Raw genomic sequence first — 19,907 nt, 5'->3', positions numbered from 1 at the left:
GATAATTGGGGAATTATAAAATCTGGATTTTGAATTATTATCGAAAATTATGTGGATTATCTTGAGTGGAATTGATGGAAATTTAGCAGCTTACGAAGCTGTCATGGCAGATATTAAGCGTCAACGTTATGTAGATGCTTTATATATTTTGGGTGATTTAGTTGGACCCACCAAAGAATGTGAACAATTAATAGCAAGGGTAAAATCTCCCCGTCGTGGTGAATTACAACCGATCATTTGTAAGGGGTGGTGGGAAGAACAATGTTTAAATTTACATGGTTTAGGTCCTAGTGGGAATGTTCCTGATTTATTAGCAAAATATGGGGGTGATACTGTAAAAATGCTTTGGGATTCTGTTTCTCGTCAAACTGTTCAATGGTTGAGAAATTTAGATTTTGGTTTTTTTGAATTAGATTGTTTATTGATTCATGGTTCAACTGTAGGTGTCAGCGATGAACTTACACCAGAAACTCCTCCTATTCAAATGTTAGATAGACTCTCACGCATGCAAGCCAATAATTTATTTTGTGGTCGTTCTGGTTTAACTTTTCAATATCAATTACAAGGTGGTTCTGTTACCAGTGAAGTTACCACTCTTGATCACCAAATTTCCCCGCAAACAACTACTATTACACCCCGTCAAATAATTGGAGTCGGTAATGTTGGACGCAATCCTGGTGAAGCTACTTATACTATTTATAATCCTGGTAGTAATCAGGTCAAGTTTAAGAAAGTTACTTATGGTAATAGTAAAGGATTTAAATTGTATTAGTGTGGATCAATCTAATTATTAGTATAGTATATTTAATCTTAACCATGCTTATAATGATAAGGTGTAGGCTGAACCCAGATTCAACTTACACCTTCAGAAGCAGCCAAAATAAAATGGATGCCGCACAAATTAATACATAACTTATGCGGATGGCGAGACTCGAACTCGCAAGGCAAAGCCACACGCACCTCAAGCGTGCGCGTATACCAATTCCGCCACATCCGCACGGTTGTCTAAGAAAACAATATAGCATAAAAATTTGATGATGGAAAAGATTTTAGAAAATTTTTCCCACAAATTTTTTCCCAAATGTTTTAATCAGGGAATACTGAATAGAGTTTAGGGTGTAGAAAATTGATTAATTGGGAATTAGATGATAAATCTTCTTCTGCCTCTTGATAAATTTGCAAGAATTTACAGTAATGCGACAGCTTTATTTTAACGAGATGGGAGAGAATGACAATCTACTGGTACTAATATCACAGCTAGAAAATGAAGTTTGACAAAATTTTAATTGCTAATCGGGGAGAAATAGCTCTTCGCATTCTCCGCGCCTGTGAAGAAATGGGAATTGCTACAGTTGCCATACACTCCACTGTTGACCGGAATGCTTTGCACGTACAACTAGCTGATGAAGCAGTTTGTATTGGTGAGCCAGCTAGTAGTAAAAGTTATCTGAATATTCCTAACATTATTGCAGCTGCTTTAACGCGTGGCGCGACGGCTATTCATCCTGGTTATGGTTTTTTAGCAGAAAATGCCAGATTTGCAGAAATTTGTGCAGATCATAAAATTGCTTTTATTGGACCAACGCCAGAAGCTATTCGCCTCATGGGGGATAAATCTACTGCCAAGGAAACCATGCAAAAAGCTGGAGTTCCCACAGTTCCGGGTAGTGATGGGTTAGTAGAAACAGAAATAGAAGGATTAGCGATCGCCAAAGAAATCGGCTACCCTGTTATGATTAAAGCCACAGCTGGTGGTGGTGGAAGGGGAATGAGGCTTGTCCGCTCTCAAGATGAATTTACCAAACTATTCCATGCTGCCCAAGGAGAAGCAGGAGCAGCCTTTGGTAACGCCGGCGTTTACATAGAAAAATTCATTGAACGGCCACGGCACATAGAATTTCAAATCTTGGCAGATACCTACGGTAACGTCATTCACTTAGGAGAAAGAGACTGTTCAATTCAACGCCGTAACCAAAAATTATTAGAAGAAGCTCCCAGTCCCGCCCTCGACGAAGAACTGCGGCAAAAAATGGGACAAGCAGCAGTTCGAGCCGCCCAATTCATCAATTACACAGGCGCAGGAACTATCGAATTTCTTTTAGACAAACACGGTCAATTCTACTTCATGGAAATGAACACCAGGATACAAGTTGAGCATCCAGTCACAGAAATGGTAACTGGTGTTGACTTGTTAGTTGAACAAATCCGTATTGCTCAAGGAGAAAGACTCAAATTAAGCCAAGACCAAGTAATATTACGAGGTCATGCCATTGAATGCCGCATTAATGCCGAAGACCCAGATCATGATTTTCGTCCCTCCCCTGGCAAAATTAGCGGCTATCTTCCACCTGGAGGCCCTGGTGTACGGATTGATTCTCATGTTTACACAGATTATCAAATTCCCCCTTATTATGATTCCCTGATCGGCAAGTTAATTGTTTGGGGTCCCGACAGATCCACAGCTATTAACCGCATGAAACGAGCTTTGAGAGAATGTGCAATTACTGGACTACCCACGACCATTGGATTTCACCAAAAAATCATGGAAAACGCCCAGTTTTTACAAGGTAACGTTTACACCAGTTTTGTCCAAGACATGAAATTGCAATGATTGGTGATTGGTGATTGGTGATTGAGTTATAAACCTTTTCCTACGCCCTACACCCTAACCAACACGCGCCATCATGGTCAGTAATCCTTGCTGGCCTAGTAAAATTTCTCTGATTAAACTCAAAATACCTACCCAGATAATGGGGGTAATATCAACGCCGCCAATAGGTTGTACTATCTTCCGCAACAGCACTAAAAAAGGTTCAGTTGGCCAAGCAATCAGACTAAAAGGTAAGCGATTAAGATTAGCTTGGGGATACCAAGTGAGAATGATGCGGAAAATAAACAAGAAAATCATCACGCCCAAAATGGGGCCAAGAATCCAAGAAGTCAAGTTAACACCAGTCATGGCTTTAATTTACTGTCTGTAAAAAAATCAACAAATAGGAGTGGAATCTAGAAAATTTTAAGCTTTGTAAAGCATTCTCCTTCTTATCTTAACTAAATGCTGTCAATTTCTTTCACAGGAAAATAGCAACTGAAAAGTTTTCATAGCTTCTCAAGGAACTGATACACCATTAAAATTAAAATGAACTATGTAAAAAAAAAGGTTGAAAACTATGACACCCTCTTTAGCAAATTTTCTTTGGAGTCTACTTTGGGGTACTGCGATTGTTGTTATCCCTGCCACCGTTGGTTTGATTTTCATCAGCCAGAAAGATAAAATCCAACGTGACTAAGTTACAGAAAACAGGTGACAGGTGACAGGTGACAGGTGACAGGTAAAAGTTTTACCAATTACCAATTACTAATCACCAACTACCAATCACCAACTACCAATCACCAAAAATGGTAAATAGCTTCAGAGCTTCTTTACCGGATGCTTTGAAGCTTAAATATATTGTCAATAGTTAAAATAGTGATTTTAATTGTGACTCGCTAACATAGATTTGATATTAGGAAAAGAGCAATGATTAATTTTGGGCTGAACTCAGCCAGTGTTTTGGCTCAGGTAAATTTTGGGGCGAACTCAGCCAGTGTACTAGGAATTTTTCTGGCTGTAGCTGGGGCAGCACTGTATTTTCTCCGCACTGTACGTCCAGAACTGTCACGAGATCAAGATATCTTTTTTGCGGCAGTGGGTTTACTGTGCGGTTTTATTCTCATCTTTCAAGGATGGAGACTTGATCCAATTTTGCAATTTAATCAGTTGTTGTTAGTTGGTTCTACAGTATTTTTTGCTGTGGAAAGTATTCGTCTACGGAGTATTGCTACTCAACAAGCAAAACGTAACACTCCCATTGTGGATGATGAACGAGAAGTCAGCAGAAAATATTCCTACTCTGAACGCCGCAACTATCAAGCGGAGATGGATGCAGATTTAGAACCTCTACCTTATTACGAAGACGAAGAAGAAGATATTCCCCCACGCCCCAGGATTCGTGGTAGTAGAGATGATCGCCCCAATCGCGATAGTTACTATGAAGAACAACCCCCTCGTCGGACAGAACGTCGTACTAGCAGAGAAAAACCAGAAACCACAGAAAGGAAACGACGTACAAGTTCTAGGCGTTCCGTAAGTAGCCCCGATGTTAATATTGAATCAGAAAATTGGGGTGCTGTTTCTAGGGAAGTTGATGATTGGGAAAGTCCCCAAGAAGAAGTCAGAAAATCACCTCGTCGCCGTAATAACAGACCTTCTCGTCCAGAAAGTACCCAGGATGATGTAACTCCAAGACCCAGAAAACGCCGTCCATCTTCTGATTCGACTTCTCGTAGAAACAGAGAAGATGATGAGGCTATCCCTACTGATTATGTACCATATAAACCAATTGACAATTCTCCAGAGGATACTAATAATTCCAATGACTTTGATGATATTTAAAACTTTGGGCTGATGGTAGTTTCAAGGCTGACGGAAAACGTTTGATGTGAGAAAATTTACGGCGATTTTGTGGCTCCAAAAACCTGTTCATTGGAGCCTGATTTTTAGTTTTGCTAGTTTACTCGTGTCCTGTGGTGCTGGTGATATTCCTATTGGGGTTTCTTCCCTGAACAGTCGTTATACTGAGGAGCAACCAGCTTTGAGCGGAAACGGACGCTTTTTAGCTTTTGTTTCTAATCGTAATGCTAATCAACAGTTATTGTTGTATGATTTGGAAGCTCAAAGTTTCATTTCTACTCCGGGCTTAAATCGGCGTGAGACAATTGCAGAAAGTCCTAGTCTTAGTTACACCGGTCGTTATCTTTGTTATTTAACGAGTGACCAAGGTAGACCTGTGGTAGCTCTTTATGATCGTGCTTTGCAAAAGTCCCAAATTCTCACTCCTAGCTATCGTGGTTGGCTCAGAAATCCTGATATTAGTTCTGATGGTCGTTATGTTGTGTTTGAGTCTGCTAGACGTGGCAGATGGGATATTGAAGTTTTAGATCGTGGTCCAACTGTAGAATTAGATATTCCTGATGGTAAAACGGTGAATAATTAAAAATTCAGAAGGCAGGGAAAGCTGGGGAAGATGAATAACCCAATGCCCAATGCCCAATGCCCAATGCCCAATGACCAATGACCAATGCCCGATGCCCAATGACCAATGACTAATTACAAATTATCAATTCTTTTATTTTTAAGCTCAGGTTTATTAAGTGGTTGTTTTGGCTATCCGCGTATATTAAGTTATCCATTCGATGCTAGTGGACGGAGTCTCAACAGTTTGGCTTCTGAGTTAAATCCGCAAATTTCAGGAAGATATATTGTTTTTACTACCAACCGTCGTGGGACTCAAGACATATATATGTTTGATTCTGTAGCACGGAATTTAATTGATTTACCGGGTTTAAATTCTTTTGATACTATTGCTGACCATCCTTCTGTCAGTGAAGATGGACGTTTTGTTGTATTTGCAGCTAGTCGTCAGGGACGACCTGCTATTTTTCTCTATGATAGGGAAACACGACAATCACGAAATTTAACTGCTAATTTGCAATCTGAAATCCGCAATCCTACAATTAGTGCTGATGGGAGTAGGATTGCATTTGAGTTTAATAATAATGGGCAATGGGATATTCTGCTTTATGATCGTTTTGGTCAGAAATTAAATATCCCCCAAGAACCAAAGTAATACCAATTCAAAATCAAGAATTCTTGGCTTTTGCCCCTTTTTTCCTTCTTCTAAAACTGTGACCTGTAACCTGTAACCTCTCACCTGTCATCTGTCACCTGTTTAACTGATTCAATGAGCGATCGCACTTCCTCAGTCCCTTCTGATGGTTCAAAGGAGAGGGGAAATTTACCCCGGACAAGCATCCGTAAACCCAGAGGTGCAAGGCTCAATAATCCTTTTAAGTCGCGGAAATAATTACCAACTACCTGAATCCCAAATTGACGTTCATCAATCCAACCACCGGCTTTGACTAAATCTATTAATACTTTACGGTGACGAATGGAACGGCTATCGCTGGCTTGTTTGCGGTCAAGAATTTCCTGTTTAATTTTGGTAATTTGTTCTAGGGGTGCTACTTCCATGGGACAAACTGAGTCGCAGTAAAAACAACGAGTACAACCCCAAACTCCCTGAGTATCTTCGTTGTAGGTTTCTAAGCGATTTTCTGTGTCACTATCACGGGAATCAGCTACCATGCGATAGGCTTTAGCTAAAGCATGGGGACCAACAAAATTAGGATTGATTTCGCGAGCGTTACATTCTGAATAACAAGCACCGCACATAATACAATTACCAGTTTGATCGAGGAGCGATCGCTCTTGAGGTGTTTGCAAAAATTCTCTTTCTGGTACTTGTCTTGCTGCTGTACTCACATAAGGTGTAACGGCTTCCAAGTTATCCCAAAAACTGGTCATATCCACAACTAAATCCTTAATCACTGGCATATTGCCCAAAGGCGCAATTGTGATTTCGTCAGTGGTATGATTTGTCTCTGGCGAGGAAATTTTTTCTAATCTGGCTAATTCACTACCTACATTTTCCTTACAGGCTAAAGCTGAACGGCCATTAATTCGCATAGAACAACTACCACAAATGGTATTGCGACAATTTTTCCTAAATGCTAGAGTTCCATCCTGTTCCCATTTAATTCGATTTAGACAATCAAGGATTGTATTTCCTGGTTCTACCTGTAAAGGATAGGTTTGGACAACAGGTGTAGAATTTTGTTGCTGCCGAATAATCTTAAAAATAACTTCCATTATCACTAACCAAATTCTAAAGTTGCTTTAATTGAGCCAGAAGTCGTAAATTGAGGCTGGAGGCACTAATAATTCTAGGTCATAACCATTAAAATTCTAGTTGCAGATGTGCAGTTGGTGCAATTTATCTTCACAACCAACTTGCTCAAGAAGGTGGGATAGGATAAAAACTCCAAAACTTTTGCATATTTTCCATGATTATGACAACTTTTTCGGGTCTTCCTTCTGACTCCTGCGCTATGATTTACGTCATACTGCGTTGTTACGAAAAGACTTTTTCATTAAACCAGAGTTTTTAGTCTAGTCATATTTGTAAACTGTCTTCAAGCCATAGCGAAGTGAAAATTTCTTAAATATATAGAAGTGTTAAATCAGAGGATAATTTTCTGGCGATCACTATTAAGCAGGAGATAGATGTGGTAAATTAATTCTTCTGCTATGCAAAATTGGGTAATCATCTTTGATATTTTACCTTCTGCCAATAAACTGGGTGAAAAGCCTCAGCAGCTTTTCCTTTGATCTCCAATCAAGAAAACCTAATTTTAAGTAACCTACTCAAAACAGTTGCTCTCAATTATATAAATTTTTATCAACTCCTAGACTCTACAGTGATGATCCGATCATGGGAGAGTAAAATCTCTTGCTCTTTTTACCTTCCTATTTGCAGTGATCAGAAAAAAAATATTTTTAAATTGAATTTTAAATTAAACAAATATTTTGCTATTATTAATCCATGATAGTATTTAATATGAAATTATGAATTCACAAAACCAGTACCAAAGGCTGTAGAAGTACGACGGGTACTACTTTGTTGATTCGTAATCGAGAGACATGAAAATTCAAGTCTCTATGGCAAGACAAAAGGGTGTATGTCTGTGAGACCATAAGCAAATACTATACTGTCCTAAGCTTGGGATGACGAGTGGGTACAAACCTACAAATCAAGAACAAGAAAAGGGTAGTCCGAAAGTGAAAGACCTGCTATTTATTGTATCTACGACTTTTTTGGAGTAGAACTAACCTGATTTGTAAAGGTTGCTTAAAAATAAACCACTACAAAAGCGCCAAAAGATAAAATACTCCTTTTTTTCATGGCGAATGATGGTTAAAAGTACCGTAAAATCAATGGAATAAATTTCTGTGATCACCAGGATCTCTGAATCTAATATGGATAACCATTGAAGGAGATACTAGGTTTGATCTTATTCGCAGGAATTCACGCCTCACCCCACAGTCTTTAGTAGCTCTGTTAATTGGCTAAAAAGTCAGATACAGAACGTAAGGCTACATTAATGTTCAGCTTGAAGAGATTAAGGAAATTTTGAGCATAATGACTGAAACTGCAACCGCCGAATATCCACTATTAACTGGAAAAGCACTACTAAATAAAGTAAAAGAGCTTTCTCATTTACCACGTCGTGAAAGAGCTAGACAGTGTGGCTATTACACAGTTACAAAGAATCAACAGGTACGTGTTAATCTGACAGATTTTTATGATGCTTTATTGGCAGCAAGAGGTATTCCTCTCAGCCCAGAATCACCTAAAGATGGACGTGGCCGCGAACCGACATATCGGGTAAGTGTTCATCAAAATCGTCAAATTGTCATTGGTGCTACCTATACAAAAGCAATGGGTTTAAAACCAGGAGATGAATTTGAAATTCGGCTCGGTTACAAGCATATTCACTTAATTCAACTAGGTGAAAGTGACAAAAAATTGACTTCTTCAGACCTAGACTCTGATGAAGCTGATTTGGAAAATGAAGAGGAGTAAATTTCTCTAAAAAGTAGGGGTCAGTTGTCAGTAAATGTATATTGGCTTTTCCCTACTTTTACAAATAAACAGTATTTGTAGTTTGAGGCTTTGTTGACAACAAAATACGATTTGATATTTTGGACGATGAGTCATAAATTCTGGTAGGGTTTTGGAAGATTGCCAAAATACCCTATCTTATCTGACTATATATCGTGATTTTTCCACACTTTTTTCTATCACTTCTAGAGCCATCTGTCCAGACATTACTGGTGTTTTTAAAAAATGCGCCAGTAGTGTTCGTTGTCATGGCTTTTTTTATGGTTTGGGCAATATTTTGGTTGCCATTGGCAGTGATATCTGCCTCAGTATTGAAGTTGCAGATTAATAAATCCTTACAACCAGAGCAAAAAATACCTTTATTAGTATCTCTCTATTTATTAGCACCTCTAATTATTTGGGGGTTCAATTGGTTAGGATTTGGATCTTTTGCCGATGAGGGATTAGTTAGGAATTTTTCGATTTTTGCTTCCCTATTCCTAGGTTTGGGTTTGGGTATATTGGGGCTAATCATGGTGTTTACCTGCCAATTTTGGTTAGGTTGGTGCTATCTAGAAACATCCAATATCAAATTAATTCCCGGTATTTTGCTACCAATTTCTGCGGTAGCTTTGTTTGTCGGAGGGATAGAAGAGTTAGTGTTTCGGGGTTTTTTACTGACTACTTTAGACCAAGATTACCCGATTTGGTTAGCTGCTGTTATTTCTAGTTTGATTTTTGCTTTACTACATTTAGTTTGGGAACAACAAGAAACCATACCTCAATTACCTGGTTTATGGCTGATGGGAATGGTGTTGGTAGTGGCCAGAATAGCTGATAGCAATAATTTAGGGATAGCTTGGGGACTCCATGCAGGTTGGATCTGGGCGATCGCTACCATAGATACAGCGGGATTAATAACCTACACTGGTAAAGCCTCAGAATGGTTAACTGGTAAAAATCAAAAACCCCTAGCTGGTTTAACTGGGGTTCTCTGTGTTTTGCTTACAGGAGTATTTATTTGGTGTTTCTGTGCAAATGTTAGTCTTCCTAATTCTTGATGATCTGATACTATCAACTATTGAAATCCATCTAACTCAGTAACATTATGATTCGTAGTAACAATTGTCCGTAGAGAAGTTGGTATCCTTGCTGTAGTTAACCAGTCCAGAATTAACTATAATCTTTCTCAAGATATTGACTAGGTTGTCTATGAATTAAATATACCAAATTAGTTTGCTCTAGAAGATTAGGAGTAACAGTGACCAAAGAGGACTCAGAGACAGGTAAAAACTTGCCTCAAAATCATCGTAAGTGGCGCATTGTTTTCTATTCCCATGACACAATGGGATTGGGACATAAACGCCGTAACTTATTAATTGCCCAAACATTAAGATATTCGCCTTTAGACATCGATATCTTAATGATTAGTGGAATACAGGATGGAAGTAATTTACCCATACCTTCAGGGGTTGATTTTTTGAGTTTACCAGCTTTGTATAAAAATATTGATAGTCAATATCAAGCAAAAAGATTAGATTTATCATTACAAGAAATTATTACACTGCGATCGCAAGTTATTCTGACCACGATCAAAAGTTTTCAACCTAATATTTTCATTGTTGATAATGTCCCCAGAGGTGCAGTTGGAGAACTAGAACCAACACTGAATTACTTGCATACCCAAGAAAAAACACGCTGCATTTTAGGTTTAAGAGATGTGTTAGACAAACCCATATCTGTGCAGAGAGACTGGAAACGCATGGCTAATGAAGAAGCCATTCAAACTTATTATGATGCTGTTTGGGTGTATGGAGATCCGGCTATTTATGATGTAGTTAGGGAATATAATTTTCAACCTCAGACAGTTGATAAAATTCGCTACACCGGTTATATTGACCAACGTCATCGCCTTAAATTTACTGATATTGAAAGTATTCAGGCGTTTAAATCCTTAAATTTGCCATCAGGAAAATTTGCATTATGCTTAGTCGGTGGTGGACAGGATGGAGAGAAATTAGCAGAAACCTTTGCCAGTGCAAAACTACCACAAGATATGAATGGCATCATCTTAACTGGACCATTTATGCCACCAGAGGTACACAAAAGACTACAAAAATTAGCAGTTCAACGCGATAATTTACGAGTATTGAAATCCTTACCAGAGCCAACACTGTTAATAAATCATGCAGACCGAATAATTGCAATGGGTGGATACAATACAACCTGTGAATTACTATCATTTCAAAAGCGATCGCTCATTGTTCCCCGTATTACACCCCGTCAAGAGCAGTTTGTCAGAGCAGAACGCTTACAGTCACTCGGTTTAGTAGATATGCTACATCCTCAAAACCTCACACCTCAAGCATTGACAGATTGGTTAGCACAAGACAATAAAGCTCCACAAATTCGTAATTGTGTTAACCTCAACGGACTCAACCAAATTGCTCAATTTATAGGCGAAATACTCATACCTGTTCATAATCCATCAAAACAAGCTTCTTAAAAAAGCAATAAAAAGATAAATTCATACTTTTAATCAGCAACGCCAAGCCAAATATTAAATTACGAATTATGCCCACAGTTGGTTATGTTCTCAAACGTTATCCCCGCTATTCTGAAACATTTATTGTCAATGAAATTTTAGCCCATGAAGCAGCAGGATTAAAAATTGAAATTTTCGCTTTAAGACCACCTAGCGACAGTCATTTTCAAAATATTATTTCTCAAGTAAGAGCGTCTGTAAACTACATTAAAAAACCAATTCAAGGCCGTGTCAGTCCATCTCTCAATAGTCTTGCACCTACAGCAGCCAGCTATTTTTGGGCAGAATTACAAGAAGCTAACCAAATTATTCCCGGTTTTTGGTCAAAATTGGCCATTGCTGAAGGTGAACAGGCCAGCACAGTCTACCAAGCTGCATGGTTAGCACGAGAAGTAAAACTCAAAGGTATTACTCATTTACACGCCCATTTTGGCACTGTAGCTACCAGTGTAGCCAGATTAGCATCCCATTTTACAGGTATTCCCTACACTTTCACGGCTCATGCTAAAGACATTTTTCATGAAAGTGTGGAATTTACAGACATGGAACGTAAACTACAGGATGCTGCTACGGTGGTAACTGTCAGTGACTACAACCTCAATTATTTACAAACAAAATATCCTCAAGCTGCACAGCAAATTAAACGTATTTATAATGGTTTGAATTTAGGAAGATTACAATATTCTTCACCTGCTCAACGTCCACCTTTAATTATTTCCGTTGGTCGGTTAGTTGAAAAAAAAGGGTTATCTATTTTAATTGATGCTTGTGCCATTTTGAAACAGAGAAATTGTGAGTTTCAATGTCAAATTGTTGGTCTAGGTTCATTAGAAATAGTATTAAAACAACAAATTCAAGATTTAGAATTGTCATCTTGTGTGGAAATTGTCGGTCCACATCCCCAAAATGAAGTATTTAAAATGGTACAAAAAGCGGCTGTGTTTGCAGCACCTTATGTAGTTGGTAAAGATGGCAACCGGGATGGACTGCCTACTGTTTTACTAGAAGCAATGGCATTAGGAACACCCTGTGTAAGTACAAATATCACGGGTATTCCTGAAGTGGTGCGTCATGGTGAAACTGGGTTAATTGTGCCACAAAATCATCCTGAAAAGTTGGCTATTTCACTTCAAGAACTTATCACTGATTCAGCTTTGCGGGTGCGGTTGTCTAGTCAGGCTAGAAAGTTAATTGAGTCTGAGTTTGATGTTGATAGTAATACCGCAGTTTTACGGGAGTTATTTTGCACGCAGAGACACAGAGGCGCAGAGGAGGTTTGCAGGTGAGAATTGCTTATGTTTGTGCTGATTTGGGGATTCCTGTTTTTGGGAAAAAAGGTTGTTCTATTCATGTTCAGGAGGTGATACGAGCATTAGAAAAACAAGGTAGTGAGGTTGAATTGTTGGCTACTAGAATTGGGGGAACACCACCAATAGATTTAGCTAATATTATTGTTCATAAATTGCCTTATATTCCCAAGGTAGAAATAGAAGTTAGGGAAAAAATAGCTTTGGGAATTAATGAGGATTTACGTTTAAATTTACAGGGTTTGGGAAATATTGATCTGATTTATGAGCGTTATTCTCTGTGGAGTTATAGCGCGATGGAATTTGCCCAAAAAAGAGGTATTCCAGGAATATTAGAGGTGAATTCTCCTTTGATTAAAGAACAAATAAAATATCGGGGTTTGATTGATGTTGATAGTGCTGAAATGGTAGCAAGTCGGGTTTTTGAAGCTGCTGCTGCTGTAATTGCGGTTTCGGAGGAAGTAAAAACCTATTTAATCAAGTATGTAGATGCTGAAAAAATTTATGTAATTCCTAATGGGGTTAATCCTGACAGGTTTTCTAATCTTAATGTTGCTGCTGAATCAGAAGATTTTACTGTGGGATTTGTGGGGACATTCAAACCTTGGCATGGGTTATCAATTCTCACAGAAGCTTTTGCTCAATTACACCAAAAAGTTCCCCAATCCCGACTTTTAATTGTTGGTGATGGTCCAGAAAGGGAAAATATTCAGGCTGAATTATCGGTGCTTGGATTAGATGATTGTATTGAATTTACTGGTGCGGTAAATCCTGATCAAGTTCCGCAATTTTTAGCAAAAATGAATGTTGCTGTTGCACCTTATCCAGCACAATCAGATTTTTATTTTTCACCTTTGAAAGTTTATGAATATATGGCGGCTGGTTTGCCTGTGGTTGTGAGTAAAATTGGACAATTAGTAGATTTAATTGAACCGGAAGTTAATGGTATTTTTTGTCCTCCGGGGGATGCGATCGCTCTAGCAGAAGCATTAGAAAAATTGTGGCGATCGCCTTCTCTCCGTCACAGTCTCGGACAAGCTGCACGTCAAAAGGTGATCAAAAATCATACCTGGAATGATGTAGCTCAACAAATTCTGCATATAGCGGGACTCTATGGGGATTTAAAACTATAAAATGGCAAAATCCCTCAAAAAAGCTATTCCTGGTCTTTGGGGCATTCTGGTTTATTTCTGGCCTTACATTCGCCCCCACTACGGACTCCTATTAGTTTCGGCGATCGCTCTGATTACAGATGTAGGACTACGGGTACTAGAACCTTGGCCACTCAAGTTTGTATTTGACTATGTTCTCATCCCCAATCATCAACCAACCAATATTCCCATAATTGCAAATTTAGAACCGATTACGTTATTAACACTTTCCGCAGTTGCATTCCTGATATTTACAGGATTACGCGCTTTTGCTGCTTACTGGAGTACCGTAGGATTGGCTACCGTCGGTAGTCGCGTTATGGGTAAAGTGCGTCATCATTTATATTGTCATCTGCAAAATTTGTCTTTGTCCTATCATACCCAAGCCCGTAGCGGTGATTTAATTATTCGTGTTAGTAGTGATGCCAGTCGTCTACAAGAGATTATGATTACGGCTGCATTACCCTTAGTAGTCAGTATTCTCAGTCTGTTTACTATGATTGGGGTGATGTTATGGATGAATCCTAGCCTCACCCTCCTCTCACTGCTGACTTTACCGTTATTTTGGTTAGTCACCAATCGCCTCAGCCAAAAAATTAAAGAGTCCTCATTAAAGCAACGCAAACAAGAAGGGGCTTTAGCTGCTACTGCGGCTGAATCAATTGCTGCCATTAAATTGGTTAAAGCTCTTTGGTTGCAAGATGCCTTTGCCAAGGTTTTTTCTCAACAAAATCAGCGTAGCCTGAATGAGAGTGTTAAAACCCAACGTCTATCCGCCTACTTAGAAAGAACTGTAGATGTTGTCATCGCTTTAGGAACGGCTGTAGTTCTTTGGTATGGTTCTTGGTTGGCTTTGCAAAATGCGCTCACACCAGGGGATGTACTGGTATTTATCACCTATCTCAAAAATGCCTTTAAGCCAGTACAGAACTTTGCTAAGTACACCGGCAGACTGGCTAAGGCAGCGGCTTCAGGGGAAAGAATCTTAGATATATTACAACAGCAACCGGAAATTAGAGATTTACCAAATGCAACTCCTGCACCAATTTTCCGGGGTGAAGTTTGTTTTGAACACGTTAATTTTGGCTATGAACCAGGACAAGTTCTGTTAGAAGATATTAATTTAGATATTCAACCAGGTCAACAAATAGCGATTGTGGGTACTTCTGGTAGTGGGAAATCTACATTAGTGAGTTTGTTGTTACGGCTTTATGATCCTTCTGGGGGTCGGATTATGATTGATGGTAGGGATATTCGAGGGTACACATTAGCATCATTACGGCCGCAAATTTCCGTGGTTTTACAAGAAAGTATTTTGTTTGCAGCTACGATTCGGGAAAATATCGCCTATGGTGTAGTTGGGGTGTCAGATGCTGAAATTAAAGCAGCGGCTTGTTTAGCTAATGCTGATGATTTTATCCAAGCTTTACCCCAAGGATATGATACTTTTGTCGGGGAAAGAGGGGCTACACTTTCGGGGGGACAACGCCAAAGAATTGCGATCGCTCGTGCTGCTATTCGTCAAACTCCCATTCTCATTTTAGATGAACCTACAACCGGTTTGGATAAGGGTAATGAACAGGCTGTAATTCATGCTCTGCAAAGGCTTTCTCGAAATCGCACGACGTTTTTAATTACCCATGATCTTAATTTTGCTACTCATGCTGATAGGATTTTTTACATGGAAAATGGGTGGGTTTTAGAACAAGGTTCTCATTGGGAATTGATGCAACAAAATGGGCATTATGCAGCGTTGTATCAAGTGCAAAATGTTATGGGAAATGAGGAGGATTTTTCTCACGCAGAGGCGCAGAGGCGCAGAGAGAATTAGAGTATAAATATATAAATATTTTTATGATTGATAATTTTGATAGTGTGGTTGATTTAAAAATGCCTTTTTTATCCGCAGCAATTGATCCGGCACAAGTAAAGGAATATTTGACTAAATATTTATCAATTGCCCAAAATACCCAGATTGCAAAAATTGAAGTTATTCGACATAAACCGGGAAGACGTTGTTTAATTGAATATGAATTGGTTAATGATGATGGAGAGAGAATAATTTTAATTGGGAAAATACGAGCTAAGGGAACTGATTTTCATAGTTATGAATTACAAAAATATTTATGGAAATCAGGGTTTATTGATGATAGTGTGGATGGTATTTCTGTACCTGAACCTATGGGTGTAATTCCTGAATGGCAAATGTGGTTACAGCGTAAAGTTGAAGGTGTGACATTTACTCAATTATTAACATCAAATAATAGTGTTTTATTAGGAAAAAGAATTGCTGAAGCTGCCCATAAACTACACACAACTAATATTCCTCCCAGGCGTTCTCATACTATGAATGATGAACTGAGGATTTTACATGAACGAATTCCTTTGGTTATCCAAAAATATCCACAGTGGCAAGAACGTTTAGAAAGAATTTTAGCAGAATGTGATTATTTTGGAAATCACACTTTAGAGTTAAAATATTGTGGTATTCATCGAGATTTTTATCCTGATCAAGTAATTGTTAATAATGAGCGTTTATATTTAATAGATTTAGATTTATATTGTCAAGGTAATCCGGCTTTAGATATTGGTAATTTTATTGCTCATATTCAGGAATATAGTCTGCGGGTATTTGGTAATTCTGAGTATTTACAAGAGGTAGAAAATTCTTTGATGGAGGGATTTATTCAGATTACAGATGATGACTTGAGAGTGGGAATTGAAGCTTATACTATTTTGACTTTAGTTAGACATATTTATATTAGCACTCTATTTTTAGACCGTTCTTTTTTGACTGAATCCTTATTGAATCTCTGTGAACAGCGGTTTAGTGTAATTCGTAATTTGTAATTAGGGTTGTTGATAAAAGTCTTATGTGCCATGCCCCATGCCCGCGAAATCCCCCTTGCTTCAGCCGGGGGATAAGCTTACAGCAGATTCCGCTCTAAAGAGGTACAAAGTTGAATAATGAAACTCTTGTGGTGCGGGCAAGATGCCCGCTAGATATGTACCTCATAACACCGGGAAGTGCTGTAATATGAATCAAGACCCCAAACTAGGTATCAACCGCTTCAAGGCACGACTGGCTACGTCAGCATAACGTAATTCACCACTGAGAATTTTACCCATAGTCTGAGCGCCAGAGGGACGTTTAACACCAACTTTATAACCAATACCTGGAAAACGATAGAATGCACTAGCTAATTTTGCTGCCCAGGCCATATCAGTACCCCACTGTTCATTCATGGCATGAGTATAATTTTCTAGGGCATTGATATCACCACCGATAGCTTCACTAATAAATTGGGCAGCTAAAAGACCACTAAACATAGAAGGACGAATACCTTCAGCTGTGAAAGGATCAACTAGACAAGCTGCTTCACCTGCTAAAACTGCATTTTGAGTATGTAATTTTTGTTCGCCATTCCATAAAGAGATGGGATGACCGTACTGTTTACCTGTTGTTAGGTCTACGTTAAAGAGTTGGGAATATTCGGTTAATATTTTTTTGAAATCTTGAGGTTGGCCACCAATAAATGTACCTACACCAATAGAGTAACCATCAGCTTTAGGAAAATTCCAGATATAACCGTTTTTAATTAATCCAAACTCGAAGTGTGCAATATTTTTATTAACTACATCTGCGGTGACTTCTGCTTCTAAAGCTCCTGCTAACTGGCGTTTACGGTTTTTAAAACCTAACCATTTTGCCATTGGGCCTTTAGCACCATCAGCAGCAATTAGGTAGCGACCGCTAAATGATCCATTGGCTGTGTTGACTTGCCAATGATCGGTTTTAAATTCTATACCTGTGACTTCTGTGTTATCTCGTAATTCAGCACCTTGGTTTTGAGCTTGTTTAACCAGAAAATGGTCAAATATATCTCGTCGCACCATCCAGACTGGTTCTTGAATACCTATTTTCGCTTCTACGGGATCTTCAAGTTTCCAGGTAAAGCGTAAGGAGTCTACTTTCACAGAAATAGCAGGACTAAAGTCAAAATCAAACCATTGGGCGATCGCTGGTGAAACACCACCACCACAGGGTTTATATCTAGGTAGGGAGTTTTTTTCTAGAACCAATACTGAGTGTCCCCGCTTGGCTAAGTGATAAGCTGCTGTGCCACCTGCTGGGCCAGCGCCAATGATAATGGAATCGTACATGAATAGGGAATGGGGAGATGGAGAAATGGGGAGATGGGGAGGTGGGAAATATTAGTAACCCACCAATCACCAATCACCAACTTAGACAGTGGTGATGTCTTTTTCTTTTTCTGCTAGTAAGTCGTCTACTTTGGCAGTGAATTTGTTAGTTAATTTTTGCAGTTTGTCTTGTAGATCCCGTGATTCATCTTCGGAAACTTCCGCAGCTTTTTCTTGTTTACGAATTGTATCTAAAGCATCACGGCGGATATTGCGAATACCAACTCGACCTTCTTCGGCATACTTAGCAGCAAGTTTGACAAATTCTTTACGGCGATCGCTGGTCAAAGGAGGGATGTTCAAACGAATCACTGAACCGTCGTTACTGGGGGTTAAACCCACGTCTGACATAGAGAGGGCTTTTTCAACTATATTCAAGCTGCCTTTATCGTAAGGCTGAATGAGGATGGTTGTGGCATCAGGTGTACTAATGTTGGCCAGGGATTTTAAGGGTGTAGGTGTGCCATAATATTCCACCTGTACCTTATCCAATAGACTCGAATTAGCACGTCCGGTGCGAATGGTATTAAAAGCTCGTTGAGTAGCCTCAACGGTATTTTGCATTTTACTTTCGGCTTCATCTAATTTCACAAGAACCTCCCACAAGGGTGCCAATAGATTCTCCCATTACTGCACGGCGGATGTTTCCTCGCACCGTTAAGTCAAATACCAGAATGGGAATATTATTTTCTTTACATAGGGCAATTGCGGTACTATCCATGACTCGCAAATCTTGAGCCAAAACATGGGCGTAGGTAAGGGTGGTATAACGCTTGGCTTGAGGATAAATTTCGGGGTCTGCGTCGTAAATTCCGTCTACTTTGGTGGCTTTGAAAATTACTTCTGCTTCTATTTCTGCTGCTCTTAAAGCCGCAGTGGTGTCTGTAGTAAAGAAAGGATTTCCTGAACCTGCTCCAAAAATTACCACCCGTCCTTTTTCTAGATGACGGATGGCGCGACGACGGATATAGGGTTCTGCTAATTCCTGCATAGCGATCGCTGTTTGGACGCGGGTTTGTATCCCTATTCTTTCCAGCGAGTCTTGTAGGGTCATGGCATTCATGACTGTGGCAATCATTCCTACGTAGTCGGCGGTTGCCCTATCCATTCCCAATGATGCCGCTTTCACACCCCTAAAGATGTTGCCGCCGCCAACGACTATAGCGACTTGAACGCCACTGGCTACTACCTCTGCCAACTCTTCGGCTATTCCCTTGACTACTTCTGGATCAATGCCATAGCCCATGTTGCCCATCAAGGCCTCACCGCTCAGTTTAAGTAAAACCCGTCGGTAATTCGTTCCCATGAAGTTACGCTTTATCAAATAAGTTGCAATTGCCTCCAATTTAAGATAGCAGCACAATGACCATCTGTGTCTATCTTCAGGTTTATTTCCGCCATGTTAGTGGTGTACCTACCTGTGGAGTTTCGGTTGGTTGAATTTCTTGGCTGGCAAATAAATTGGCGATCGCATTCGTTAAATAATCTGTCCCTGAAGCTGATGGATCTTGGGGATGATCGTCAATTTGACCTTTGTAACGCAAAATCCCGTTACTATCAATTAAAAATGCAGTGGCTGTAGTGATAGTGCCAAAGCTACGGGTGACATCTTGTGTTGTGTCCCATAGATAGGGAAAATTTAATTGATGGCGATCGCCAAACTTTTTCATATTCTCAAAATTTGAACCAGAACTACCCTCTTGGCCTAGTTCGTCTTGACTACTATTTAAGCCTATAAGTGTAAAACCATTCTCGGCAAATTCTGCTTGGATGTTCTTGAGTCTGTCTATATATTGTTCTACATAAGGGCATTTATTAGACATAGAAACTACGCAGACTGAGCGTAAGTTCTCTAAATAGCGACTAAGATGGTGTACTCGATCATCAATTCCGGGCAACTCAAAATCTGGGGCATAACTACCTATTGGAGTATCAATTGTTTCTAATTTGTTCATCTTTTCTTGCCTGAAGGAACTATGCACAAAGTTTTTTTTGGGTTAGCGTTTGTTTCTCAGTATAAAACCACGCCTAAGTATTTATTTGGTGTTTAATATTATTCTACCTTGAGAATTTCATTCCTAACATTTCAGTTAAAATGTTAATTTTGCCGTCTTTTGAGTCTTCACAGATGTCAGCGGTAAAAGGTAAGCATAATAAC

At 39.2% G+C, this 19,907-nt stretch carries 19 protein-coding genes and 1 tRNA gene; 13 read left to right on the top strand and 7 right to left on the bottom strand.

What is annotated here, in order from left to right; translation table 11 throughout:
- Nucleotides 1-49 precede the first annotated feature (49 nt).
- Complete coding sequence (locus WJM97_RS01445; RefSeq protein ID WP_353931299.1) at nucleotides 50-772, top strand: metallophosphatase; 723 nt, start codon at nucleotides 50-52, stop codon at nucleotides 770-772.
- Nucleotides 773-916: 144 nt separating this feature from the next.
- On the opposite strand, the gene WJM97_RS01440 is transcribed toward WJM97_RS01445, so the two are convergent.
- A tRNA-Leu gene (locus WJM97_RS01440) sits at nucleotides 917-997 on the bottom strand.
- A gap of 267 nt (nucleotides 998-1,264) precedes the next feature.
- On the opposite strand from WJM97_RS01440, the gene accC reads away from it, so the two are divergent.
- Complete coding sequence (accC, locus tag WJM97_RS01435) at nucleotides 1,265-2,611, top strand: acetyl-CoA carboxylase biotin carboxylase subunit (RefSeq protein WP_353931298.1); 1,347 nt, start codon at nucleotides 1,265-1,267, stop codon at nucleotides 2,609-2,611.
- A gap of 54 nt (nucleotides 2,612-2,665) precedes the next feature.
- Here accC and WJM97_RS01430 read toward each other — a convergent pair whose 3' ends face one another.
- Complete coding sequence (locus WJM97_RS01430) at nucleotides 2,666-2,959, bottom strand: YggT family protein (RefSeq protein WP_353931297.1); 294 nt, start codon at nucleotides 2,957-2,959, stop codon at nucleotides 2,666-2,668.
- A 211-nt stretch (nucleotides 2,960-3,170) separates the two neighbouring features.
- On the opposite strand from WJM97_RS01430, the gene WJM97_RS01425 reads away from it, so the two are divergent.
- The 4 genes from WJM97_RS01425 to WJM97_RS01410 all read left to right on the top strand — a co-directional run bounded on the left by WJM97_RS01425 (nucleotide 3,171) and on the right by WJM97_RS01410 (nucleotide 5,669).
- Nucleotides 3,171-3,290 (top strand): photosystem II reaction center X protein, encoded by a 120-nt coding sequence (locus WJM97_RS01425; RefSeq protein ID WP_353931296.1) that lies wholly within the window; start codon nucleotides 3,171-3,173, stop codon nucleotides 3,288-3,290.
- 230 nt (nucleotides 3,291-3,520) lie between these two features.
- Nucleotides 3,521-4,435 (top strand): Ycf66 family protein, encoded by a 915-nt coding sequence (locus WJM97_RS01420; protein ID WP_353931295.1) that lies wholly within the window; start codon nucleotides 3,521-3,523, stop codon nucleotides 4,433-4,435.
- A 46-nt stretch (nucleotides 4,436-4,481) separates the two neighbouring features.
- Nucleotides 4,482-5,036 (top strand): hypothetical protein, encoded by a 555-nt coding sequence (locus WJM97_RS01415; protein ID WP_353931294.1) that lies wholly within the window; start codon nucleotides 4,482-4,484, stop codon nucleotides 5,034-5,036.
- A 105-nt stretch (nucleotides 5,037-5,141) separates the two neighbouring features.
- Nucleotides 5,142-5,669, top strand: coding sequence for a Tol biopolymer transporter periplasmic protein (locus WJM97_RS01410; RefSeq protein WP_353931293.1), 528 nt, complete (start codon nucleotides 5,142-5,144; stop codon nucleotides 5,667-5,669).
- Between the two features lie 80 nt (nucleotides 5,670-5,749).
- On the opposite strand, the gene WJM97_RS01405 is transcribed toward WJM97_RS01410, so the two are convergent.
- Nucleotides 5,750-6,751 (bottom strand): succinate dehydrogenase/fumarate reductase iron-sulfur subunit, encoded by a 1,002-nt coding sequence (locus tag WJM97_RS01405; RefSeq protein WP_353931292.1) that lies wholly within the window; start codon nucleotides 6,749-6,751, stop codon nucleotides 5,750-5,752.
- Nucleotides 6,752-8,081: 1,330 nt separating this feature from the next.
- Between WJM97_RS01405 and WJM97_RS01400 the strand changes: the two genes are divergently transcribed.
- The 7 genes from WJM97_RS01400 (at nucleotide 8,082) to WJM97_RS01370 (ending at nucleotide 16,396) form a co-directional block, all read left to right on the top strand.
- Nucleotides 8,082-8,525, top strand: coding sequence for an AbrB family transcriptional regulator (locus WJM97_RS01400; protein WP_353931291.1), 444 nt, complete (start codon nucleotides 8,082-8,084; stop codon nucleotides 8,523-8,525).
- 287 nt (nucleotides 8,526-8,812) lie between these two features.
- Entirely contained in the window at nucleotides 8,813-9,604 is a 792-nt protein-coding gene (locus WJM97_RS01395) for a type II CAAX endopeptidase family protein (RefSeq protein ID WP_353931290.1), read from the top strand.
- Nucleotides 9,605-9,804: 200 nt separating this feature from the next.
- Nucleotides 9,805-11,049: a glycosyltransferase family protein gene (locus tag WJM97_RS01390; RefSeq protein ID WP_353931289.1), complete on the top strand. Its 1,245-nt coding sequence runs from the start codon at nucleotides 9,805-9,807 to the stop codon at nucleotides 11,047-11,049.
- A 68-nt stretch (nucleotides 11,050-11,117) separates the two neighbouring features.
- Complete coding sequence (locus tag WJM97_RS01385; RefSeq protein WP_353931288.1) at nucleotides 11,118-12,374, top strand: glycosyltransferase family 4 protein; 1,257 nt, start codon at nucleotides 11,118-11,120, stop codon at nucleotides 12,372-12,374.
- Complete coding sequence (locus WJM97_RS01380; protein ID WP_353931287.1) at nucleotides 12,371-13,528, top strand: glycosyltransferase family 4 protein; 1,158 nt, start codon at nucleotides 12,371-12,373, stop codon at nucleotides 13,526-13,528. Before WJM97_RS01385 ends, WJM97_RS01380 begins: the two co-directional genes overlap by 4 nt.
- 1 nt (nucleotide 13,529) lies before the next feature.
- Nucleotides 13,530-15,377 carry an ABC transporter ATP-binding protein gene (locus tag WJM97_RS01375; RefSeq protein WP_353931286.1) on the top strand — a complete coding sequence of 616 codons (1,848 nt, stop codon included), beginning with the start codon at nucleotides 13,530-13,532 and terminating at the stop codon, nucleotides 15,375-15,377.
- Nucleotides 15,378-15,400: 23 nt separating this feature from the next.
- The gene (locus tag WJM97_RS01370) at nucleotides 15,401-16,396 is read left to right on the top strand and encodes a phosphotransferase (RefSeq protein ID WP_353931285.1); all 996 of its coding nucleotides are present in this window, start codon (nucleotides 15,401-15,403) and stop codon (nucleotides 16,394-16,396) included.
- A gap of 192 nt (nucleotides 16,397-16,588) precedes the next feature.
- On the opposite strand, the gene WJM97_RS01365 is transcribed toward WJM97_RS01370, so the two are convergent.
- The 4 genes from WJM97_RS01365 to WJM97_RS01350 form a co-directional block, all read right to left on the bottom strand.
- Nucleotides 16,589-17,710 (bottom strand): geranylgeranyl reductase family protein, encoded by a 1,122-nt coding sequence (locus WJM97_RS01365; protein WP_353931284.1) that lies wholly within the window; start codon nucleotides 17,708-17,710, stop codon nucleotides 16,589-16,591.
- 81 nt (nucleotides 17,711-17,791) lie between these two features.
- Entirely contained in the window at nucleotides 17,792-18,340 is a 549-nt protein-coding gene (frr, locus tag WJM97_RS01360) for a ribosome recycling factor (RefSeq protein ID WP_353931283.1), read from the bottom strand.
- Nucleotides 18,327-19,055, bottom strand: a complete 729-nt coding sequence (pyrH, locus tag WJM97_RS01355) for a UMP kinase (RefSeq protein ID WP_353931282.1) — start codon at nucleotides 19,053-19,055, stop codon at nucleotides 18,327-18,329. Before pyrH ends, frr begins: the two co-directional genes overlap by 14 nt.
- 82 nt (nucleotides 19,056-19,137) lie before the next feature.
- Nucleotides 19,138-19,704, bottom strand: coding sequence for a thioredoxin family protein (locus WJM97_RS01350; RefSeq protein WP_353931281.1), 567 nt, complete (start codon nucleotides 19,702-19,704; stop codon nucleotides 19,138-19,140).
- Between the last annotated feature and the right edge of the window lie 203 nt (nucleotides 19,705-19,907).

This window comes from Okeanomitos corallinicola TIOX110 (assembly GCF_038050375.1).
GTDB classification, from domain to species: Bacteria; Cyanobacteriota; Cyanobacteriia; order Cyanobacteriales; family Nostocaceae; genus Okeanomitos; species Okeanomitos corallinicola.
Note: the sequence above shows the minus strand (reverse complement) of the source record. Positions and strands in the feature narration are given on the sequence as shown.

Excerpts from the sequence above, each read along its gene's own strand:
- WJM97_RS01445 (WP_353931299.1), top strand. The coding sequence starts at position 50 with ATGTGGATTATCTTGAGTGGAATTGATGGAAATTTAGCAGCTTACGAA.
- accC (WP_353931298.1), top strand. The coding sequence starts at position 1,265 with ATGAAGTTTGACAAAATTTTAATTGCTAATCGGGGAGAAATAGCTCTT.
- WJM97_RS01430 (WP_353931297.1), bottom strand. The coding sequence starts at position 2,959 with ATGACTGGTGTTAACTTGACTTCTTGGATTCTTGGCCCCATTTTGGGC.
- WJM97_RS01425 (WP_353931296.1), top strand. The coding sequence starts at position 3,171 with ATGACACCCTCTTTAGCAAATTTTCTTTGGAGTCTACTTTGGGGTACT.
- WJM97_RS01420 (WP_353931295.1), top strand. The coding sequence starts at position 3,521 with ATGATTAATTTTGGGCTGAACTCAGCCAGTGTTTTGGCTCAGGTAAAT.
- WJM97_RS01410 (WP_353931293.1), top strand. The coding sequence starts at position 5,142 with ATGACTAATTACAAATTATCAATTCTTTTATTTTTAAGCTCAGGTTTA.
- WJM97_RS01405 (WP_353931292.1), bottom strand. The coding sequence starts at position 6,751 with ATGGAAGTTATTTTTAAGATTATTCGGCAGCAACAAAATTCTACACCT.
- WJM97_RS01400 (WP_353931291.1), top strand. The coding sequence starts at position 8,082 with ATGACTGAAACTGCAACCGCCGAATATCCACTATTAACTGGAAAAGCA.
- WJM97_RS01395 (WP_353931290.1), top strand. The coding sequence starts at position 8,813 with ATGGCTTTTTTTATGGTTTGGGCAATATTTTGGTTGCCATTGGCAGTG.
- WJM97_RS01385 (WP_353931288.1), top strand. The coding sequence starts at position 11,118 with ATGCCCACAGTTGGTTATGTTCTCAAACGTTATCCCCGCTATTCTGAA.
- WJM97_RS01375 (WP_353931286.1), top strand. The coding sequence starts at position 13,530 with ATGGCAAAATCCCTCAAAAAAGCTATTCCTGGTCTTTGGGGCATTCTG.
- WJM97_RS01370 (WP_353931285.1), top strand. The coding sequence starts at position 15,401 with ATGATTGATAATTTTGATAGTGTGGTTGATTTAAAAATGCCTTTTTTA.
- WJM97_RS01365 (WP_353931284.1), bottom strand. The coding sequence starts at position 17,710 with ATGTACGATTCCATTATCATTGGCGCTGGCCCAGCAGGTGGCACAGCA.
- pyrH (WP_353931282.1), bottom strand. The coding sequence starts at position 19,055 with ATGGGAACGAATTACCGACGGGTTTTACTTAAACTGAGCGGTGAGGCC.
- WJM97_RS01350 (WP_353931281.1), bottom strand. The coding sequence starts at position 19,704 with ATGAACAAATTAGAAACAATTGATACTCCAATAGGTAGTTATGCCCCA.